This window comes from Bacillus sp. Brlt_9, assembly GCF_051948935.1.
Taxonomy (GTDB): Bacteria; Bacillota; Bacilli; order Bacillales; family Bacillaceae_G; genus Bacillus_A.
In genome coordinates this window covers 1-18,071 of record NZ_JAYJLO010000013.1, presented here as the reverse complement: position 1 = coordinate 18,071, position 18,071 = coordinate 1, and the positions used below count along the sequence as shown (strand labels likewise).

Here is an 18,071-nt window from a genome sequence, read left to right as displayed (position 1 = left end):
GGTTGTTTTTTTTGAAGAAAATAACCACATCATAATTTCAAAGAACATTACTATAAATAGTGTTTTTATAAGGTTTTCAAACCAATTAAATTGATTATGATTTGCGTAGTTAAAAGCTACCAATACAATATACAGTAGGACTATAAAAATTAACGGTCTCTTATATGTGAAACTCAAATTATTCACCCCTTAAATACTTACTTAGGAAAGTTACCTTAATACTATGTTAACCCAAAGTGCAATCATTTTCAGTGATTTTCTATATTTCTCCACATTTGTAACAGCCCCCCTTTTTTGGGGATGGGCAAAAACATCCAATATACAACAGAACGTCATTCCCATAAATCTGATAAATTCCATAATCGATTTCTTCATTTTTTAGTTTTACGAGGTCTGTGATACTGTATGGTCCATCCCAAAGGATTTGAATTAAACTCGTTTTTGTAGTTTCCATAATAAAAACATCCTTAAAATTTTTTATATAAATTTCACCATAAAAATAATTTTGTTTTTTTTCGAAATGTTGGCAGTACTCCATAAAAAAAGACACCCAAAGGTGCCTTACTCCGACTTGAACCACTTTATTTAAACGCAAAAAGCCCTAGAGGGGACTAGGACTTTTTGACAGAATGAAAATGATTCAAAAAAAGGACTTGTATAACGTAACATATGAATGTTTCATAAATGTATCGTAAAGGTGAACAAAATCTATATTCTATTTTTAGCTCGATGTAATTTGAGATTATTCCGATGATATTTCCTCTAATAAAATTGTGTGATAGACTGTATGTAACTGTATATTGTGAGGGCGGGAGGTTGCTATCCTTTCTCTGATTCTAGAGAGAAAGGAGGTGACCGAATGGATTCTTTATTTAATTTATTGTATGACGCTGCTAAGGTATTCCTTACAGTATTTGCAACAGCTTGTGCGAATGAGCTAGCGAAGAAGATTAGCAGTAAACGAAATAAAAGAACCGCCCCAAATGCCGGCAAGCGAAAGGGCGGTTCTAAACGCAAAAAATAAGTTTAAGCAACCGACCACCTTGCGGTAGCAGTTACTTGAAGAGATGTTAGCGCATCTCTTCTTTTTATTATATACACAAGGTATTACTGTAATACTATTACAATAATTATATCAAACGTATATAAAAAATCAATGAGCACGTAATGGATATAATAAACAAGAAAAAAGACACCCAAATTTGAGTGCCTTTTCCAATAGTTTTTTTAGCAGAAGCAAGTGCAGCCAATAATGATTAATAGAATAAATAATACAACTAATAAAGCAAATCCTCCAGCGAAACCGCCGCCCTCGCCGCAACTACCACCATATCCCATAACAATAGTTCCTCCTTTAGATCAGAGGGTAAAACTAGGGTTCATTCCATGTAATTTAATGGGTTCACTTTACCTTATGTTTTTAATAATTAATTGAGCAGGCCCTTTTGAAAATAAAAAAAAGACGCCATAAGGCGCCTTCCTTTTAGGTAGATAAGACTTTAGTTTTCCAATCTAAAGAAATTTTGTATCAGCTCTTTGTGAGTATATCATAATATTTGATTGATTTATTATGCATTGTTACATACTCTTTTGCCCCCTCTATTTTTCGTTTGATAAAATATAATCCTAATATTACCAAAATTTGAATAAATATTTCTAGATATTCAAAATATTTACATAATTTACAAAAGTGATACAGTTGAGTTGTAAGCTATAAAAACTATTAAAGGGGGATTTATTATGTTCAAGAAATTAGTAGTAGGAGTATTAGCAACTGGTATTGCATTAACAGGAGGAATTGGGGCAGCTTCAGCTGATACGCAAAAAGATGTGAGCTCGCCGAAGCAAGCAACATGCTCAATTCCTTATGAGTATTCTAATGGTAAATTCAAAAGAACTCTTTATTACTCAAATGGAGTATATGCTAATAGTTTTAATGAAAATGTTTGTGGCGGGACGATTACGTGGTATTTAAAACATGTTCAAAATGGAGTTGCTTTTTACGAAGGTAATTTAAAATAGTAGATTTTTTGAACCTCATTTATTGAGGTTCTTTTATTTTTGGTTTTCAAATTGATTCTCCATAAAGAAAAGACACCCTAAGGTGCCTTTCTCCGACTTGAACCACTTTAATTTTAATAATATGTATTGGACTTCCATCCCAATGTTATTTTACTAGGTTAAGTTGTTTTGTTTCTTGATGAATATAATTAAACTCTGTATTTTTTATAGATATCTATTTTATGTATTAATTGTATAAAGTGACTTACAGTTGTAAATGCGCATTTTCCTGACACTATCCCTCTTTTCTATTTATTAGTCTAGGTGCTGTTTTTCTTCCCATTCATCAGAATCCTTGTTATATCGGTCAAAATTACCATCTTCTTCGGTATCTAGATGTGAATCATAATCCAAATTACAAAACAAATTTCTGGAAAAGGGCGACAAAATAGGCTATTTGGGGAATTGTCCTTACGGACCGCAAGAAGTGTATGGTCATAGTCTGAAATATGTAAAAAAAAGGAGGATATGTATGAGCTATTATTATGGTTATGGATATAATCAATATATGTACCCGTATCAGAATCATTATGAAAGTCCTAGACCCCAATTTCAAACACATCAGCATACGCAAGCAGATATACAGTCACATATTGATCAAGGGAGAAGGGGACATTGTTTCCGTGGACATTGGGCAGGAACAGACCACACCTTTATATTGATGGGATTACGAGGGGATGGGACAGTAGAAATTATAGAGAATGGGCAACCTGGTACAGTCCATCGTATGGATATTATAGGTTTAAGTTATTTAGGGGTACAATGCCCTGTTCCACAACCACCATCAGGTGGAGGCGGAGGTCAATGGCCACCTCATTGTCATTGGGTTCAGGATCACTGGGGTCATTGGCATAAGGTGTGCCATTAAAAAAGACAGCATAATGCTGTCTTTTTTAGTTTATTAGTAATAAATCTTAACCAAAGCATAGTCTAAATGAGGGAGATAATGTGCAATATTCGCCCTGTTAACATAACACCTCTTAATGGCTGATTACTTACGAAGTAGTGGGGATACTCACTACTTTATTTATTTTTGTTAAACGTTTAAAGAAGGGGATAAGAATAGGGGAAGCAACTCATCCTCATCAACCTAATAGAACGGATTATTCTTAAAACGAACTTTGTTACTATAAAAGACATAAAAATTTTGTTTGGGGGATAATTTAAAAATTTAGATTGATGAGCATATGGCAAGGCGCCTTCCTCTGACATAAGCCACACTAACTTTAATAATATGTATCAGACTATTATCTAATATTAGTGTATATCATGTTGCTACTTGGTCAAATGCTACTGATTTTTTCTAATTTTTATCTCTGTATATAACGTTTTTTTAGCCTATACACTAAAAGATCCTCAGAATATATAGGTATATATATTCTGAGAAAAGAGGTTATATAACATGTATAAATATAGTTCGTATCATCGACCTGCTTATTATATGTGGGCACTGGGTAATTTCGTTACAATTGAGAAAGGTGTATTAGATCTTCATGGGGGGAGTGTAGCACTTCATCCTAAAACGAATATTTTTGTTCATGAAATTGCTGATAATTATTATAACGGAAGAGATCCAGTTTTCACTATAGTATATCCTTGGGAATATGAACAAGGTGAATGTGTAATTGGAGTGGCAAAGGTTCTTTTAAGCGAACTGGAGAAAGTAGCTCATATGCAAAGAGATAATTTGTATTATCGATCAACTGACACTGATTATTTTACGGCTCATGTTGGTAAATTAATAACACTTATGAAAGGTAAACTTGATTTTGGGGTAGGCGAACAGAATATTAAGCCTGGAACAATGGTTTTTGTCCATAAATTTCTTTTTGATAATGTGACGATAATACACCCTTGGAAACCATTAAATGGTCCTTGTTCAATTATCACTCGCAATATTCTGGCAGATGATCTTAAAAAAATGATATTGTAATTCTATTAAAATTCAATAGAGTATTATGGATTTAGTTCCATCTATACTCTATTAAATTTATGGAATAATAATTAGTTATGATTTTACATAAAGAAAAGACACCCTAAGGTGCCTTCCGACTTGAACCACTTTAATTCTAATAATATGTATTGGACTCCCATCCAAATGTTGTTTTACCATGTTAAGTTATTTTATTAATTGCTGCACATATTTACTTTTTCTTGGTACTTTACAATACTATCTTTTATAGCCGGATTCTGTTCGGCATTTTTTAATTGTTCGAGAACATTTTTTGCGTCGTCACAACTCATTTTTTCTCGTTCTTTATCTTCAAATGATTGCGCTCTCCTTTTTGCGTACTCTAAACTCTCTTGTTCTTCACGTGCTTCTTTCTCTGTCTTTTTTTGTTTTTGCACTTGTGCTTCTTGTTGTTTATGGGATTGTTCCTGCTTTTGACGTTGTTGTTCTTCTTGCTTCGCTTTTTCTTCAGCCTGTCGTTGCGCCTCAGCTTCTTGACGCTGCTGTTCTTCTTGCTTCGCTTTTTCTTCAGTCTGTCGTTGTGCTTCGGCTTCTTGACGTTGCTGTTCTTCTTGTTTAGCTTTCTCTTCTTCAGCCTGTCGTTGCGCCTCAGCTTCTTGACGCTGTTGTTCTTCTTGTTTAGCTTTTTCTTCAGCCTTCTGGTCCTTATCGGCTTCTTTTTGTGATTTTTCTTCAGATTTAGAGTCATTAGAAGTACTTGTTGCTTTGTTAGTTGAGCATGCTGTTAATCCCATAATTAAAACGCAACCTGTGAGTGCGATTAATAGTTTATTGTTCATAATATTTGTCCCCCAGTATCTAAAATATAAGATTTCCTGAACTATAGTAACAAACTATTACTCTGTATATTGTCATATTATGTCGGAGGGGGAATAAAAAAGACACCCAAAGGTGCCTTTTCTGGCTTTTTATTATGCTTATGATTCCCTTATTAGGATATCAACTGAAACGTCAGGGTTATGTGAACTGTACATATAAACATCAATAAATTCTTCAGTAATCTTCCAAATAAATTTAGGGTTACTGATTTCCTTGCCATATAAAAACTTTAATGTTTCATATGCACGTTTTAGTATTTCTCCAGGCCTACTGTTATTAATATATTGGTCTTCATATGCATCTTTTACTTGAAATACATTATGACTTGTATACATTCTAGCACTGTAATGTTGTTGTGGTTCATTTAAATAGAAACGTTCTACTAACAGATGCTCGCCGTATACATCATCTCTCGCCAATTTTTCTTCTTTTAATATCGAAGTCGCTACTAAATGCGCCCAATGTTTACTTCCATAATCGTGCACCCATTCTTCACCAGTAATATGTTTTTTAAAGCCTTCTTCAAATTGCTTGTATATTTTCTCCATTTTTGTACCCCTTGTGAATTATTTATTGATAAGCTTCAAGATTTCTTTTGTAGCTTCCAATCTAACAGTTTCATCCTCAGAGTTTTTCATTAAGTATTTTAATGTTTCTAATGACTCTTTAAGTAGATCTTCACTATCCTCGAGTTTAGTCGTTTTTGGCTTTTCGCCAGTAATATATTGTTCAATTTCAGCTTCTTCCCATGTGCCATTAAAACGGCAAACCGTGCGAATATTTTTAAGTAAAGATTGTATTTTTGCATTAAATTCTTCGAAAGGAACTTCATTTAACCAAGTGACTGAACGTGTATGAGGCATATAATCTTCGATGTAATCCTTCTTCCACGTATACTCATTAATTTCTCCTATATGAACCATACCATTTTTACGAACAAGAACTATATCACCAGCGTTCATTACATTAACAAAGGTATTGACCATACTAAAATTGGTTCTAAATGATTGACCTTCATAACTCGGATATGCAGAGGATAGCTTTTCGCGAATTACATCGGTGGATGCGCCTGTTAAATCGCCAGTTTTGGACCAACCAATCGCGATGAACTTATCCTCGATAAAGCTTTCAAATCGCTCGATTTTCTCTGGTTTAGTTCTTAACATGAAAATATTTTTAGCCATTTTACATTCCCCCTATTTTTTAAATATATAACTAACTGTTTTAGTTATAACTTAGTTGTAACTTAGTTATAACTATACATAAATTAGAAATGTCTGTCAAATAAAAAAAGTGCTCTTTTTTGAGCACTTTAAAATCTATATTTAATTAAAAGCATCCATCTGTACTTTCTCGTAAATGTACCCAGCTTCTTTAGCTGTAATTCCAAAACGTTTAGCAGCTATTTCAGCAACTTGCGGATCATGTATTTCAGGGATGTAGTTTTCGTCATTGTTTGTGAGGATTCTGTACTGTTCTTTCATAAAATCAAATATAACCCTATAGTTCATTCCATTACTAGCGAATTTCTCTTTCTTTTGTGGTGTGTATTTAGAGGTATTATTGGAGTTAGCTTTATAAGTGCTATTATCTAGTTCTATGTCATAATCACGCTTTGAATATTTGTCGAAATCGTTTATAACAAGCATTTTATCAAAAATGTCCATAACAAATGTATCGTCATCATACAATAATTTAAGTTCCTTGTAACGACAGGATCTATTCTCTCCGCAATAAACATCATTAAAAGAACCCATAATTTGATCGAGCGTAGTATACATGATTTGGTATTTTTCCATGGTAGACAAATCTGAGAATTTTTCATCTACGTTTACTTGAATATTTACTGGTGTAGTATCTTCTTCTTTTTTATCAGCTTTATAATCGACTTTTTCAATATAAGGACCTAAAGGACTATCTTCTAATTTTTCCTTAGTCTCATGTTCTACATATTTCATATTAGCTGAGCAACCAGAAAATAAAAGACATGTAGTAAGCAGTAATCCCACAATAAATCCCTTTCTCATGCGCATCACCCCTAATTTTATTTATGTCTGAGAGTAAAATAAAAGCACCCTTTCGAGTACTAATTATTTCTTACTTAATGCAGGGTGTTCCCAATATTGATTAGCTACTTTAGGCAAGTTGTTATGTAAAAAGTTATCGTAATTGATCTTGTCTAATGTTTCGCGATTAAATGTGATTTTCATGACATTATCCTTTTTCTCGTTACCGTATTGGTCCACTAGTGGATATGTATAAAAGAAAGCAATTTCGCTTATGTTTTTTTCATTTTTTAAATCTTTTAATATAGATATTGTAGCAATCCACATGCCTTTTTTAGTGTAATTTGCTGATACGTTTTCTTTGGCTTCAGCAGTTAATAATACAATTTTATCGTTTGGATCTTCAGTCCCTAAGTTGTCATTCACTTTAACAGATTCAACTTTTCCCTTGCCAAATTCGTTGCTAGCAAGCTTTTTAACCTTATCTTCAAGTGATTCCTCTTTTTTCTCTACAGATTGTGCAGCAACTTCTTTTTCTTGTTTCTTTTTCTCTTCATCAGCTTTTGCTTTATCCTCATCTTGAGCTTTTTTTATTGCTTCTTTTCGTTCGTTTTCAACATCAGCAGTTGCCTGTTGTGAATCTTTTTTCTCATCTTTAAAAGCTCCAGCTATTCCACCGATAATAGTGAGGTATATAAAACATGCAACAACCATTTTCCACTTAGTGCTGGAACGGAACCCTATAATTTTTTTATACCATCTTTCTTGTGAACGTTCATTTTGTCTTTTTTCTTCTCGGGTGTTGCTCATATTATTTCCCCTTTCAAAATGTAAGATTTCTCACCTCATGGTAGCAAACAAGCTATTTGTATATTGTCATATTTTGTCGGGTGAAAATAAAAAAAGACACCCTAAGGTGCCTTCCTCCGACTTGAATCATCTTAATTTTAATAATATGTATTGGTCACTTATTTAATAGTATGGTAGCAGGCTTAATGTCGATATTTCTTGAGTTGTTTCATTTTTAATTCGTTATATTTTCCTGGGTCATCAAGATTTTGGATCATTTCATTTTTCCAATGTGTATATTCATAGGACGTATTAAACCCGTCTCTGAAAATTATATGTGCTCTATATTAGGATCGCCCATAATAAATAAACTAATAATAAGTAAAATATATGTGATTGTAATAGTTCTTTTTTTCTGTATAAGTCTTCTTCTTAATTCAATTTATTCTCTCTTTATCTAAGGATAAACTTTAAGAATGGTTATTTAGGTAAATAGGGAAGCCATTAAGTCCTCTTATATTTCCCCAGCACTTCTTCAAGGCGCTTGCGCTCTTCTTCATAAGAAATGGGTGTAATGCTACTGGGCGCTTTTGGAGTACCTCTTTGTTGTTCACGCAACCAATCAGGAATTAATTCTTTTCTAGCAGATTTTTGCTGCTTACCTTTCATCGTTGGTGTTAAATCAAACAGCCGTTTCTCCCTTTCTCTACGATTCTCTAACTCTGTAATTTTATTGTCGATAGCTGTAATTAAATAGTTTTCAAAATGAGGAACTGTGCCCTTTTTATAATTAATAATACATTTTTTCAAAATTGAGTCGAATGAGCGCTTTTGAATTTTCCCTTGATATGTATTTCGAATATTATCTGAAATACAAAATAGATCGTCTTCAGTTAAATTAGGATTATATATTTCTTTTTTTGCATTCTGAATAGATGATAGATTATCGTCCGAAGGTGGGACATTCGGTATATCATCATCATTTGTTAATATTTCTTTTATTAATATTTCTTTTGTATATGTACTGTTAGTACTGAACTCATTGTACTGTACTCTCGGTACATTAGAGAGATCCGTAGAATTTTTCGACTGTTGTACCGAGAGTACATTAGTAATCTCCTCAGTAATAACAAGGTTTCCGTGCATCATCGAAGATAATGATTTAACTATGAATCCTTGCTTGCGGAGTTCGTTAACTGTATCACGAACAAATTCAAAAAACTCTTTGGAGGTAAAAGGAACGTCAGAAACGTTATAGAAATGCTGTTTTTTTCCATTTACATATGCTGCAAACCCAATAGCGTAATTTTTTTCAGTTAGTTCTTTCCAGGCAGCATCAGCATTTTTTCTACTAAATTTTTTATGTAGCTGCGTTTTATAAATAATCCAATCTGTTGGAAGACTCATTAAATAAGAAAGTAATCCAAGTGAACGCAAATCTTCCAGATCATTTTGTAGTGGATTATTATGAATCTGTGAATATTGGGATGTGTGACGTCTTTTGATTACATTACTCATGCTTTTTCTCCTTTTTGAAGACAAAACAAAACAGGCTAGTTTCCTAATTTTAGGTATAGGAAATGTAGCCTCTTGCATATCTATTTCAAAAAATGTACACTAATGGTAACAAATCAATGAAATAAGCTTTGCAAGAAGCTTGATTAGCATTTGGAAGTTGTCCTCTCTACCGGCCAAAGTATCGGGGGACTTCTTTTTATTCTGTCTGTATTTTTGTACTAATAATAAAAGACTCTTGACGAAAAAAGAAGAATGTCATGGGAATTTCAAGAGGGTGCCATTTGGTGCTCTTTTTTCGTTGTTCGACAGACAAGCCTTTTCTAAAAGTAAAAAGTATACGGTTACAACTCTTCTACAAATTCAAAAAAATGGGGAGCTGAAATGTTTTCTAATACATCCATCTTCTCGTATATTTTTAATTTTATTTCTTGTTCTAGATCTGCTCTTTCTTGAAAAGGAGTATTTCGTAAACTTTTTTTAATCTTTGGCGAAAATTCGTTAATAATTTCTTCGTAACATAGGTCATTTACTCTATTTAAAAAGTCATTATTCATTCGCTTTATCCTCTTCAGCTTTCTTCATAGTTTCTCTTAATTTCTGTAGTGCTTTTTTGTGGTTATAAGATACAGTTTGTTCGGATATGTTGAGTGTCTTAGCTACCTTTTTATTGGAATAACCGTATAGGTAGATTAATTTTAATATGTTTAGTTGCTTGCGAGACAAGTAATTTAAAGCTGTGTATAATCGTTCATCACTGATATGATCTTTTAAGTTATCCATATTTTTTTCAAAGTCAATATAAGTTGAGTCATCTTGAGAAGATGATCCAATAGTTATTTTTACAGTAGTATTCTCTTGATTTCCTGTAGAAGAATCAAAATTTAAGATGTTGCGTTTTTTATTTAAGGCCATCTTTTTATCGAAATCAATCGAATAGAAATGTATTAATGTACTAATATAGTTGATGATTTTAACTTTACGATAATATTCGGAGAAGGTCCGATTTAACAAAAATATATTTTCTTTGGTAGGACTTTCAATTGCTGATTGAAATAAATTATAATGTGCTTTTTCTTTCAAAAAATTACGAACAATAGGCTCGTTTAATTTTTTTTCGTATTTTTTATAATATGCTTCAACTGTATTGTTTCTCATAAAACGCCCTCCTCAATTATAAAAGAGGAATAACTCACTAAAATATACAAAAAATAAGAACGTGTGTTCTTTATTGTTGTATTATCTCATTTTTTCCTTAGAATTAAAAGGATTTTTAGGGTAATATTTCTTGTTTTTTCAGGTGCTATTAAATATAAAAAGAGGGGAATCATCCATCTGGTATGATTCCCCTCTTTTTTGTGTAAGTATTTAACAAACTATTTTTTATTTAGATGCTTATTTAGGTTTTATTTTTTCGGTTAGCGTATGAAAATGTGTGAACCAGCTTGTTTTCCTGCACCATCGACAAGAAGCGCTCGTAAACCTTGACCATAAGCTCCAATATTTGTGAAGTTTACATGTGCAGTTCCTCCACCTTTAGCGTTACCACTTCTTGAAGCAAATGTTACCCATGCTTCATTAGCATTTACTTTTTGCAAATGTAAAGTGAAGGGGAAATCCACAGCAACAGCACTGCCTTTCCAATAAACAGAAGCAGCAACGTTTGTAGAGCCAGGATTTACACAGATTGAACCTCCTGTTTGACCAATCGCACCATTGAAATAATTGAAATTTGAACAAGTTAAAGCCATAATAAATTCCTCCTAATTGTTATTTGAAAAAAGAGCTCTTGAAGAAGTTCTCATAATGCCCTTCTCAATTAATAAAAGAGGAATGAACCACTAAAATGTAAAAAAGGAGATAATAGTATTTTCTTTTTTTAGAAGATTGTTGTAGACAAAAATAAGGCAATCACACATAAAGATATGATTGCCTTATTTTTCAATATAATATTTTTAGTTTATTTAGAATTTTCATTGCGTTTTGAAGTGCGCTCTATTTCTTTTATAATAGCAGTAAGATCCTCAGCATACTTCTGCTTATCTACATCACTTGGTTCAGGGTTTTTGGGAATTACAATATAAATATTTTGGGAAAATATAATACAATGTGTTAAATCTAATGTCTTTACTCCTAATACTTTATTTCTCTTATATGTTAACGTGTTCTTATCAGAAGTTATATGTATATAGTCTGCATCAAGTTCTAGTATAACGTTACCTATGTTTCTTTGATTCTTTTTAACTATAAATTTGTTGTGTAGTTTTGGAAGCCAAGTATTAAACATGAAATGAATCATAATCGCAAAAAATATAACGAGTACAAGGGTCATTATGTTAATAAATACTATTTCAGATGAATTATATGTACTTCTAGAAATTAAATAATCCACTGTCCATATAATCATGCACAAAAACTGGGCCAATAGTCCTAAATACCAATACCACTTTTTTAAAGCTTTATTAACTTCTGTTCCGTATGATTGTGCGGAAATATGGTACTGTATCTGCATTTTTAACCCCCTCTTAAATTCATTAGAAAAGCACACAAATCCTTTTAAAATCAAGAATATTTGTGTGCTTTTAATATAGCATTTAATTATGAAAAATTAAACATTACCACCATTGCCAAATGCGTCTTTAATTGCGTTTCCTATCAGTAGTAAAAGTGCTGCTACTCCTGTAGCAACTGCAGCTGCACTTGAAAAGGCAGCAAGGGCTAATACAGCTAGTACTAATCCAACCAATGCAACTGGTACAAGTTTCGCTTGTGCAAAGTCGATAAGCATGTCACCAGCATCATTTATATTAATAAAAGATAATTTAAACTCAAATGATAAATCTTGTTCTACACCATCAAAAAGTGGGATTTTTGGATAGTTTAAGATAAGGGATACATTGATCCTAGCACCATCAATAGCTGTTTTTGTTTCTATATTTCCATTTTTGATTGATACTGCAAGCTCTTGCGTTAAATTTTCAAATTTGAGACGATGTTCCATAGACAAAGTACCTAATAGTGTTGTTAGTTCTGCAGGTAGCACGCCTTCAATTTGACCATTTTTAATCTCAATGACTTGAGAGCCTGGCTCTGTACTTTTAATTTTACTACTTACAATAACAGATCCTTGTGCAACTTTTACATCAAAAATAGGAAATTCATGTTCAAGTACTAAATTTGCAACTGTTAGAGGTTCAAGGATTGGGATTTTATTAGCTAATTCAATAAGTTTCTTTCTAGCAAGTGCATCTGCAGAATCTACGGAGCTTTCACCTTTATATTTATTTGACATAATATTGTTATCAATCTCGATTTTGCCATCGCCGGTTCCAATTGTAATCGTAGAGACTTGGTCTAATGCCCAGTTCTTTGGTAACGGGAATCCTAAATTACCACTAAATCTTGTAGACATTCCACTTACAAAGCAAGTTTCTGCATATCCAGCTTCCGAAACTCTGCTACAAACGTTACGTGATCCATATACGCCGACTTTATAGTAATTGCGCATAAGATATTTCATCTTACTGCTAATACCTTTAAAATAATCTAAGATGTGGCTCGAAATTTCATGATCTCGTGCATCAAAATCAACTGCAAAATAAATTGTTGTCCCTTTCGTAAATCCATGAGCGATTGCGGCATCTACTGCTGCGATAGCATCAGACTTTCCTTTGTCTTCACTAAAGTATGACAATTCAGCCCCATTTGTTTGGTAAATAGGAAATACAGTTAACCCTGACTTGAAAATATTTTTTAATTCGCCAGGTTGAATTTTTTTATTTAACCTTGAATTAGGTACATTTGTTAAGTAACGCCCTACTGTTTCATAACCATTGCTACGTAATGTAGCAGCACGTGCGGGTGTAATTTCAGTAATAGTATCGGAGGCTTTTCCTTTTCTAGAAGGATCTCCTGTACTAACTAATAGAGATGACCAAGTTGCGAAATCTCCTTTACCTGTCTTGGGTAACATAGCAAATTCCTGGAATTCTTTTACTCTACTACTTAGAAGTGTATTGAATACGCCGTCAAACTCTACATAGTTATGATTAAAAAGCATGGCTGCTTGGAATAGTCGTACAAAGGACTTCGAGGTATCTTTATCCCCAATAGATAATTCATTGGCTTTAATACCAGCCTTAGTTCCATCCCCAAAGTTTCCGTTAGCAGTTGCATCATCCATACCAATTTCATATTGGATTGCATACATTAATGCTATTTGAACGTCCCTAGAAAAGTGTCCGTCACATGGCATATAGGAAAAGTTTTTTCGATGAATATATTTTCGATTTAACCACTGTTGAACATTACGAATTGCTTCTTTACCTTTGTTAACTAATACATAAGCATCCATTGTTAAAAGTGCTTTAAATACTTTTGGTGTTACAATACCATTTGCTAAATCTGACCCAGTCATATCCATTTGAACGTTCTTGATACCTACTTCTGTACGAGTTCCAAAAGTTCCAGTAATACCTCCAGCACTATAGCCTTTACAATAAAGAGCACTTTGAATAATTTTTACAATATTAGCTTTGGTATTAGAATTGATACTAATATTTCCTAATGCTGTTAACTTTGCTAATGTCTCTGAACCAAAATGGTCTACTGGTTTCGCAATACCTAGCTCAATCTGTAACGCTCTTGTTAAAGCATACATTGTAGACCAACCTGTTTTTCCGGTGATATCAATTACCTCATAATGGGGGTGATCTTTATAAGTTTTATTTACCCATTCTTGTGCTGTAGCAACCATTTGATCCATTGTACATGTCTCCTTTATTTAATAAGTTAAGCTTAATTCATTGATAATTTTCAGAAAGGCAATAGTTAAAGGGGTTCTATACCAAATGAATTAAGCTCCTATTTAATTAAGAGAATGCAGAGTAGAAAAAATAAAAGATAAATGAAGTTTTTAAAAGGTAATGCAATAAAAACAGATAAGCACTTGTTTCGGGTGTTTATCTGTTTTGTTCCAAACTATTATTTTTTGTGAATAGTAACTAATGTGTAAGTTATTTTTCAACTTCTTCTTTATTTGCTTCTTCATGACTTGTCCAAATACCTAGAGATAAACCAACTGTAAATACATAAGGCATAAGCTCATCTAAAAAACTCTTAGCCTCGGGAATTCCTGCTCTTGTGAGGAGAAAACCAACTAAAGATGCAATCGAAATCCAGACTTTCCAGTTTCGTAAACGTTTTTTGATATGCTGCTTGTTCATATCACACACCTCCTCTTACTAGAAACGCTATGATTGCTGTAATAAATCCACCAATAATGGTCCTTACAAGCCAATTTGTGTTGGTCAGGATTTTTTCAATGTTTTCCTCAATTTTTTTAACCTTACTTTCTACTACAGCAAGGCGAACCTTTACATCCTCGTAGTCTTTTTTATCGAAATCACATTCTCTGCATTCTTTCATTGTTATCGCTCCTTTCTATATAAAAAGAGAGACGCTTATTGCGTCCCTTCTAGTTGTTCTACTGTAGATGCTTCGTAATTCTTTCCTGTAATTTCTTTATATTGATCTGGAGTTAGTTTTCCTAGCTCTACAATACGTGCTACATCTGTTGCGGTATATGCTCCTAATTTGAATAGGAGATTAATATACTTGGTATAATTAATACCTTCTGTATCTTCTTCTAGCTTAACTGGATCTTCTGCATTTACTTCTTGCGTTACATCTGCTGTTGGATCACCAGGTTTTGTAATACCAACAGTAATCGGACTCCCTTTAAACAGCTCAACATTAACAATAAAATTACTTGCTGTGATAATTCCAGCGTTTACTAGATTGTCTACAATATCATCAATCTCCATAAACTTATTATCGTTACCTGGCATATTATCTTCATTCTGAGGTGGGTTCTCCGCTAACTGAGTAATCAGTTTCTCTAACATTGGAATAACCTGAGAAATAATTTGATTCTGTAATTGGTTCTCTTCTGGATTTTGATTTTGTGTTTGGTTTTCTGGTGTGTTTGTCATTGATTATTCTCCTTTTTTCTTGTTTAAAATAAAAAGAGGAACAACTAATGTTCCTCTCGTAATCTATTTGTTTATCAAATCCGTATTTTTTATAAAATAATAAGCTTACTTTATGTAAACTTTGGTTGGTGTTAGTGATGCGCCTTGTATTACAAAAGAAAAGACACCCTAAGGTGCCTTACTCCGACTTGAACCACTTTAATTTTAGTAATATGTATTGGACTCCCATCCAATTTATATTTCACCGTATTAATCCATATTTTCGATCCGGAAAAAATGAACAACATAGTATCTTATTACTGCTTGTTCATAGCTTTTATCTGTTCTTCATACACATATTTAGTGGTCATGAAATCGTTAGGGAAGTCGTTGATCACTTTCTTCATAACGTTTAGTTCTTCTTGAGATTTGAGTTCAATACCATTTAAATAATCAAACGCCTTAGATTGTTCATCTGCTACGAAATTCTGTGTCATGTAATCATCTGGGAAGTCTCTTTTTGCTTTTTCTTTGATGGCATTCATAGCAGTAGTTTTATCGATATTTTTTATAGGATTTGTAAATCCCGATGCAGATTGTTGAACATCTTGTTTAGGTTGTTCCTTCTTTTCTGGTTGAGCTTGAATATCTTGTTTAGGCTGTTCCTTCTTTTCTGGTTGAACTTGAACATCTTGTTTGGGTTGTTCTTGTTTTATTTCATTTTTCGGTTCGGCGGGAGCTGTTGTAGCTTCTTCTTTTTTATTTTTTCCTCCAACCACAACAATTACCACAACAGCAATGATAAACCAAAACCATCACTTTGTATAAAATGAGTTTTGCATAATTCGCTTCCTCCAATTATAGGGAATGTATAATTTCTCATCCAAGCATAACAAATCCAGTTACAACTATTTTGTTGTATCATGTCGAACGAAAATAAAAAAAGAGGGCTATAGCCCTCGATAATATCCATAAAAAAGACACCCTAAGGTGCCTTCCTCTGACTTGAACCATTTTAAATAAGGTATATAATTTCAGAAACAGTTTGTACTTCTCTTATCACGATTCTATTCCTCATGTGGTTTTATACTAGCATCAAAACCGTTTTTTACTATTAATTAAAATCGATTTCTTTTATCATCCAAAAACCCTTCAAGTAGCCAAAAAATACCTTTTAATACGAACAGACCAATAAAGAATATACTTACAAAAAAGTTTACATAAGGAATTATTACAAACACCCACTCGCGTTGCCGCATGCCTTTATCGTAAGATTCCTTCCCCCACATTGTATCTTTATTATTTACTCCCCAGTAGACAATACATGCAGGTATAATATAACCCCAAAAAAAGTTTGAAGATACTAACCCATACAATACCCCTACCATTACCCCCATTGCGCTCTCCCCTTTTTAACTGTTCGTTTAATAAATAATATATTTTATTTATGTCTGAGAGTAAAATAAAAGCACTCTTTTGAGTGCCATTGTTTACTTCACTACCTTATCCATAACCTCTTTATATTTATTAAAATCATCATCTTTCATATCACCATTCATTTGTAGAAGGAAATTACCCTTAGCGTATGTATGTGAAAAGAGCATTGGAGCTGAGTTTCCTAGCTCATCATAGTACTTCTTAGCTTTCTCTAAATCTTCTTTCTTACTAAATTCAAATACACGGCCACCTTTATCCTCACCTAATGCTGGAGTAAGGATTCGTTTACCATCTTTACGCATGTTTCCGAATTCCTTTTGTGGTAGATCAGTAGCGTTTTCAGCTTCTATACCAGCTTTCTTGAACTCATTTATTAATAATGTCGTAGTAACTGGTTCAGCCTTCTTAGCTTCTTGTTTAGGCTTGGATTCGTTTGTGGTTTTATCATTTGAACTACAAGCAGCCGTTCCAAAAAGCAATGAGCTACAAGCTAATGTTGTGAGTAATTTGCGTTTCATATATCTTTCCTCCGTACATCCAATTTGTAAGATTTCTCAACCAAGCATAACAAATCCAGTTACAACTATATTGTCATATTTTGTCGAATGAAAATAAAAAAAGAGAGATTCCGCTTATGTGAAGATCATTTATCTAGTATTGAGCATTTAATAATTATGATAAGTACAAGCATTGTAAGGAGGTGTGTACATGAATGATGAAAATGAGTTTTTAAGCGGTGCAGCATTTAATCCTAATTTGTTGGGCCCTACATTGCCACCGATTCCAGCGTTTACTTTACCTACAGGACCTACTGGTCCGACTGGGAATACAGGTGTAACCGGACCGACGGGAGCAACAGGAATAACAGGTCCAACTGGAATTGGGGTTACTGGCCCCACAGGTCCAACAGGAGGAACTGGGATTACCGGTCCAACGGGAGAAACGGGAGCAACAGGTCCAACCGGAATCGGAAGTACTGGCCCCACAGGTCCAACTGGAATTGGAATCACAGGCCCCACAGGACCTACTGGCACAGCGGGAAGTACTATAGCTTATGGAGCGTTGTATGATAGATCTAATACACTTCGTACAGCAAATGTGGGCCAAAAAGTAATTTTCCAGAATCTTGGTCCATCCTTGGGAACAAATCTTGATTTATTAACTAATAGTATCCAGGTGTTGAGTGGTGGAATATATGAAATTAATATGGATTTAACAGCAAGAGTCTTTAATCGTGATTTAACCCCTGTTAATACAGTTTTGAAATTCAGGCTATATATTAATGACATTACCCCAGTTCAAGAAAGTGAAATTGAAGGTACGACAGCTATAAGTACAGATGTCCCTGCAAACGTTTTGAATGCCTATACCATCGGGAAAACAGTATTAATTAGATTAAATGCAAATGATTCATTAAGTATTATAATTGATGTTGCACAAGGGGAAATTTCTTCTTATGGGAATTCATCTTTAGTGGTAACAAGAATTGCAGACTAGTAT

General features: G+C 33.4%; 24 protein-coding genes and 1 pseudogene. 5 read left to right on the top strand and 20 right to left on the bottom strand.

Going from position 1 to position 18,071, the window contains the following annotated elements; translation table 11 throughout:
* Window positions 1-259: 259 nt before the first annotated feature.
* Window positions 260-538 (bottom strand): hypothetical protein, encoded by a 279-nt coding sequence (locus VF726_RS28455; protein WP_440173542.1) that lies wholly within the window; start codon window positions 536-538, stop codon window positions 260-262.
* Window positions 539-859: 321 nt separating this feature from the next.
* Between VF726_RS28455 and VF726_RS28450 the strand changes: the two genes are divergently transcribed.
* Complete coding sequence (locus tag VF726_RS28450; RefSeq protein ID WP_242265632.1) at window positions 860-1,024, top strand: hypothetical protein; 165 nt, start codon at window positions 860-862, stop codon at window positions 1,022-1,024.
* Between the two features lie 203 nt (window positions 1,025-1,227).
* Here the strand turns inward: VF726_RS28450 and VF726_RS28445 are convergent, their stop codons facing one another.
* Complete coding sequence (locus tag VF726_RS28445) at window positions 1,228-1,338, bottom strand: YjcZ family sporulation protein (RefSeq protein WP_440173541.1); 111 nt, start codon at window positions 1,336-1,338, stop codon at window positions 1,228-1,230.
* Between the two features lie 402 nt (window positions 1,339-1,740).
* Here VF726_RS28445 and VF726_RS28440 point away from each other — a divergent pair, with 402 nt between their 5' ends.
* The 3 genes from VF726_RS28440 (at window position 1,741) to VF726_RS28430 (ending at window position 3,994) form a co-directional block, all read left to right on the top strand.
* Window positions 1,741-2,022 (top strand): LCI fold-containing protein, encoded by a 282-nt coding sequence (locus tag VF726_RS28440; protein ID WP_098561323.1) that lies wholly within the window; start codon window positions 1,741-1,743, stop codon window positions 2,020-2,022.
* Between the two features lie 511 nt (window positions 2,023-2,533).
* The gene (locus VF726_RS28435; protein ID WP_440173540.1) at window positions 2,534-2,929 is read left to right on the top strand and encodes a hypothetical protein; all 396 of its coding nucleotides are present in this window, start codon (window positions 2,534-2,536) and stop codon (window positions 2,927-2,929) included.
* 534 nt (window positions 2,930-3,463) lie between these two features.
* Window positions 3,464-3,994, top strand: a complete 531-nt coding sequence (locus tag VF726_RS28430) for a hypothetical protein (RefSeq protein ID WP_440173539.1) — start codon at window positions 3,464-3,466, stop codon at window positions 3,992-3,994.
* A 194-nt stretch (window positions 3,995-4,188) separates the two neighbouring features.
* Here the strand turns inward: VF726_RS28430 and VF726_RS28425 are convergent, their stop codons facing one another.
* The 18 genes and pseudogenes from VF726_RS28425 to VF726_RS28340 all read right to left on the bottom strand — a co-directional run bounded on the left by VF726_RS28425 (window position 4,189) and on the right by VF726_RS28340 (window position 17,089).
* Window positions 4,189-4,812 (bottom strand): hypothetical protein, encoded by a 624-nt coding sequence (locus VF726_RS28425; protein WP_440173538.1) that lies wholly within the window; start codon window positions 4,810-4,812, stop codon window positions 4,189-4,191.
* A gap of 138 nt (window positions 4,813-4,950) precedes the next feature.
* Window positions 4,951-5,400 (bottom strand): hypothetical protein, encoded by a 450-nt coding sequence (locus VF726_RS28420; RefSeq protein ID WP_078419513.1) that lies wholly within the window; start codon window positions 5,398-5,400, stop codon window positions 4,951-4,953.
* Window positions 5,401-5,418: 18 nt separating this feature from the next.
* Window positions 5,419-6,036, bottom strand: a complete 618-nt coding sequence (locus tag VF726_RS28415; RefSeq protein ID WP_098060311.1) for a hypothetical protein — start codon at window positions 6,034-6,036, stop codon at window positions 5,419-5,421.
* A gap of 141 nt (window positions 6,037-6,177) precedes the next feature.
* Entirely contained in the window at window positions 6,178-6,879 is a 702-nt protein-coding gene (locus VF726_RS28410) for a hypothetical protein (RefSeq protein ID WP_440173537.1), read from the bottom strand.
* A 63-nt stretch (window positions 6,880-6,942) separates the two neighbouring features.
* Entirely contained in the window at window positions 6,943-7,668 is a 726-nt protein-coding gene (locus VF726_RS28405; RefSeq protein ID WP_440173536.1) for a hypothetical protein, read from the bottom strand.
* A gap of 483 nt (window positions 7,669-8,151) precedes the next feature.
* Window positions 8,152-9,165 carry a hypothetical protein gene (locus tag VF726_RS28400; RefSeq protein ID WP_440173534.1) on the bottom strand — a complete coding sequence of 338 codons (1,014 nt, stop codon included), beginning with the start codon at window positions 9,163-9,165 and terminating at the stop codon, window positions 8,152-8,154.
* Between the two features lie 341 nt (window positions 9,166-9,506).
* Window positions 9,507-9,719 (bottom strand): hypothetical protein, encoded by a 213-nt coding sequence (locus VF726_RS28395; protein WP_327812179.1) that lies wholly within the window; start codon window positions 9,717-9,719, stop codon window positions 9,507-9,509.
* Window positions 9,712-10,320: a sigma-70 family RNA polymerase sigma factor gene (locus VF726_RS28390; protein ID WP_440173533.1), complete on the bottom strand. Its 609-nt coding sequence runs from the start codon at window positions 10,318-10,320 to the stop codon at window positions 9,712-9,714. The genes VF726_RS28395 and VF726_RS28390 overlap by 8 nt, the downstream gene beginning before the upstream one ends.
* Window positions 10,321-10,580: 260 nt before the next feature.
* A complete protein-coding gene (locus VF726_RS28385) occupies window positions 10,581-10,913 on the bottom strand; it encodes a hypothetical protein (protein ID WP_327812181.1) in 333 nt (110 codons plus the stop codon).
* A gap of 209 nt (window positions 10,914-11,122) precedes the next feature.
* On the bottom strand, window positions 11,123-11,674 hold the full coding sequence (locus VF726_RS28380; protein WP_440173532.1) for a hypothetical protein: 552 nt from the start codon (window positions 11,672-11,674) through the stop codon (window positions 11,123-11,125).
* Window positions 11,675-11,770: 96 nt separating this feature from the next.
* Window positions 11,771-13,927: a glycoside hydrolase domain-containing protein gene (locus VF726_RS28375; RefSeq protein ID WP_440173530.1), complete on the bottom strand. Its 2,157-nt coding sequence runs from the start codon at window positions 13,925-13,927 to the stop codon at window positions 11,771-11,773.
* A 250-nt stretch (window positions 13,928-14,177) separates the two neighbouring features.
* Window positions 14,178-14,387, bottom strand: coding sequence for a hypothetical protein (locus tag VF726_RS28370; RefSeq protein WP_440173529.1), 210 nt, complete (start codon window positions 14,385-14,387; stop codon window positions 14,178-14,180).
* 1 nt (window position 14,388) lies between these two features.
* Window positions 14,389-14,589, bottom strand: coding sequence for a hemolysin XhlA family protein (locus VF726_RS28365; protein ID WP_327812185.1), 201 nt, complete (start codon window positions 14,587-14,589; stop codon window positions 14,389-14,391).
* Between the two features lie 35 nt (window positions 14,590-14,624).
* Window positions 14,625-14,774, bottom strand: coding sequence for an XkdX family protein (locus tag VF726_RS28360; RefSeq protein ID WP_440173629.1), 150 nt, complete (start codon window positions 14,772-14,774; stop codon window positions 14,625-14,627).
* 39 nt (window positions 14,775-14,813) lie between these two features.
* Window positions 14,814-15,155, bottom strand: a pseudogene (locus tag VF726_RS28355) (hypothetical protein); the annotation flags it as partial.
* 296 nt (window positions 15,156-15,451) lie between these two features.
* On the bottom strand, window positions 15,452-15,919 hold the full coding sequence (locus VF726_RS28350; RefSeq protein ID WP_440173627.1) for a hypothetical protein: 468 nt from the start codon (window positions 15,917-15,919) through the stop codon (window positions 15,452-15,454).
* Between the two features lie 333 nt (window positions 15,920-16,252).
* The gene (locus tag VF726_RS28345) at window positions 16,253-16,531 is read right to left on the bottom strand and encodes a hypothetical protein (RefSeq protein ID WP_166705076.1); all 279 of its coding nucleotides are present in this window, start codon (window positions 16,529-16,531) and stop codon (window positions 16,253-16,255) included.
* Window positions 16,532-16,624: 93 nt separating this feature from the next.
* Window positions 16,625-17,089, bottom strand: coding sequence for a stress protein (locus VF726_RS28340; protein ID WP_440173528.1), 465 nt, complete (start codon window positions 17,087-17,089; stop codon window positions 16,625-16,627).
* A 190-nt stretch (window positions 17,090-17,279) separates the two neighbouring features.
* Here VF726_RS28340 and VF726_RS28335 point away from each other — a divergent pair, with 190 nt between their 5' ends.
* Window positions 17,280-18,068 (top strand): exosporium leader peptide-containing protein, encoded by a 789-nt coding sequence (locus tag VF726_RS28335; protein ID WP_440173527.1) that lies wholly within the window; start codon window positions 17,280-17,282, stop codon window positions 18,066-18,068.
* Window positions 18,069-18,071 lie beyond the last annotated feature (3 nt).

Coding starts and splice junctions, on each gene's coding strand:
- VF726_RS28455 (WP_440173542.1), bottom strand. CDS start 538: ATGGAGTACTGCCAACATTTCGAAAAAAAACAAAATTATTTTTATGGT.
- VF726_RS28450 (WP_242265632.1), top strand. CDS start 860: ATGGATTCTTTATTTAATTTATTGTATGACGCTGCTAAGGTATTCCTT.
- VF726_RS28445 (WP_440173541.1), bottom strand. CDS start 1,338: ATGGGATATGGTGGTAGTTGCGGCGAGGGCGGCGGTTTCGCTGGAGGA.
- VF726_RS28440 (WP_098561323.1), top strand. CDS start 1,741: ATGTTCAAGAAATTAGTAGTAGGAGTATTAGCAACTGGTATTGCATTA.
- VF726_RS28435 (WP_440173540.1), top strand. CDS start 2,534: ATGAGCTATTATTATGGTTATGGATATAATCAATATATGTACCCGTAT.
- VF726_RS28430 (WP_440173539.1), top strand. CDS start 3,464: ATGTATAAATATAGTTCGTATCATCGACCTGCTTATTATATGTGGGCA.
- VF726_RS28425 (WP_440173538.1), bottom strand. CDS start 4,812: ATGAACAATAAACTATTAATCGCACTCACAGGTTGCGTTTTAATTATG.
- VF726_RS28420 (WP_078419513.1), bottom strand. CDS start 5,400: ATGGAGAAAATATACAAGCAATTTGAAGAAGGCTTTAAAAAACATATT.
- VF726_RS28415 (WP_098060311.1), bottom strand. CDS start 6,036: ATGGCTAAAAATATTTTCATGTTAAGAACTAAACCAGAGAAAATCGAG.
- VF726_RS28410 (WP_440173537.1), bottom strand. CDS start 6,879: ATGAGAAAGGGATTTATTGTGGGATTACTGCTTACTACATGTCTTTTA.
- VF726_RS28405 (WP_440173536.1), bottom strand. CDS start 7,668: ATGAGCAACACCCGAGAAGAAAAAAGACAAAATGAACGTTCACAAGAA.
- VF726_RS28400 (WP_440173534.1), bottom strand. CDS start 9,165: ATGAGTAATGTAATCAAAAGACGTCACACATCCCAATATTCACAGATT.
- VF726_RS28395 (WP_327812179.1), bottom strand. CDS start 9,719: ATGAATAATGACTTTTTAAATAGAGTAAATGACCTATGTTACGAAGAA.
- VF726_RS28390 (WP_440173533.1), bottom strand. CDS start 10,320: ATGAGAAACAATACAGTTGAAGCATATTATAAAAAATACGAAAAAAAA.
- VF726_RS28385 (WP_327812181.1), bottom strand. CDS start 10,913: ATGGCTTTAACTTGTTCAAATTTCAATTATTTCAATGGTGCGATTGGT.
- VF726_RS28380 (WP_440173532.1), bottom strand. CDS start 11,674: ATGCAGATACAGTACCATATTTCCGCACAATCATACGGAACAGAAGTT.
- VF726_RS28375 (WP_440173530.1), bottom strand. CDS start 13,927: ATGGATCAAATGGTTGCTACAGCACAAGAATGGGTAAATAAAACTTAT.
- VF726_RS28370 (WP_440173529.1), bottom strand. CDS start 14,387: ATGAACAAGCAGCATATCAAAAAACGTTTACGAAACTGGAAAGTCTGG.
- VF726_RS28365 (WP_327812185.1), bottom strand. CDS start 14,589: ATGAAAGAATGCAGAGAATGTGATTTCGATAAAAAAGACTACGAGGAT.
- VF726_RS28345 (WP_166705076.1), bottom strand. CDS start 16,531: ATGGGGGTAATGGTAGGGGTATTGTATGGGTTAGTATCTTCAAACTTT.
- VF726_RS28340 (WP_440173528.1), bottom strand. CDS start 17,089: ATGAAACGCAAATTACTCACAACATTAGCTTGTAGCTCATTGCTTTTT.
- VF726_RS28335 (WP_440173527.1), top strand. CDS start 17,280: ATGAATGATGAAAATGAGTTTTTAAGCGGTGCAGCATTTAATCCTAAT.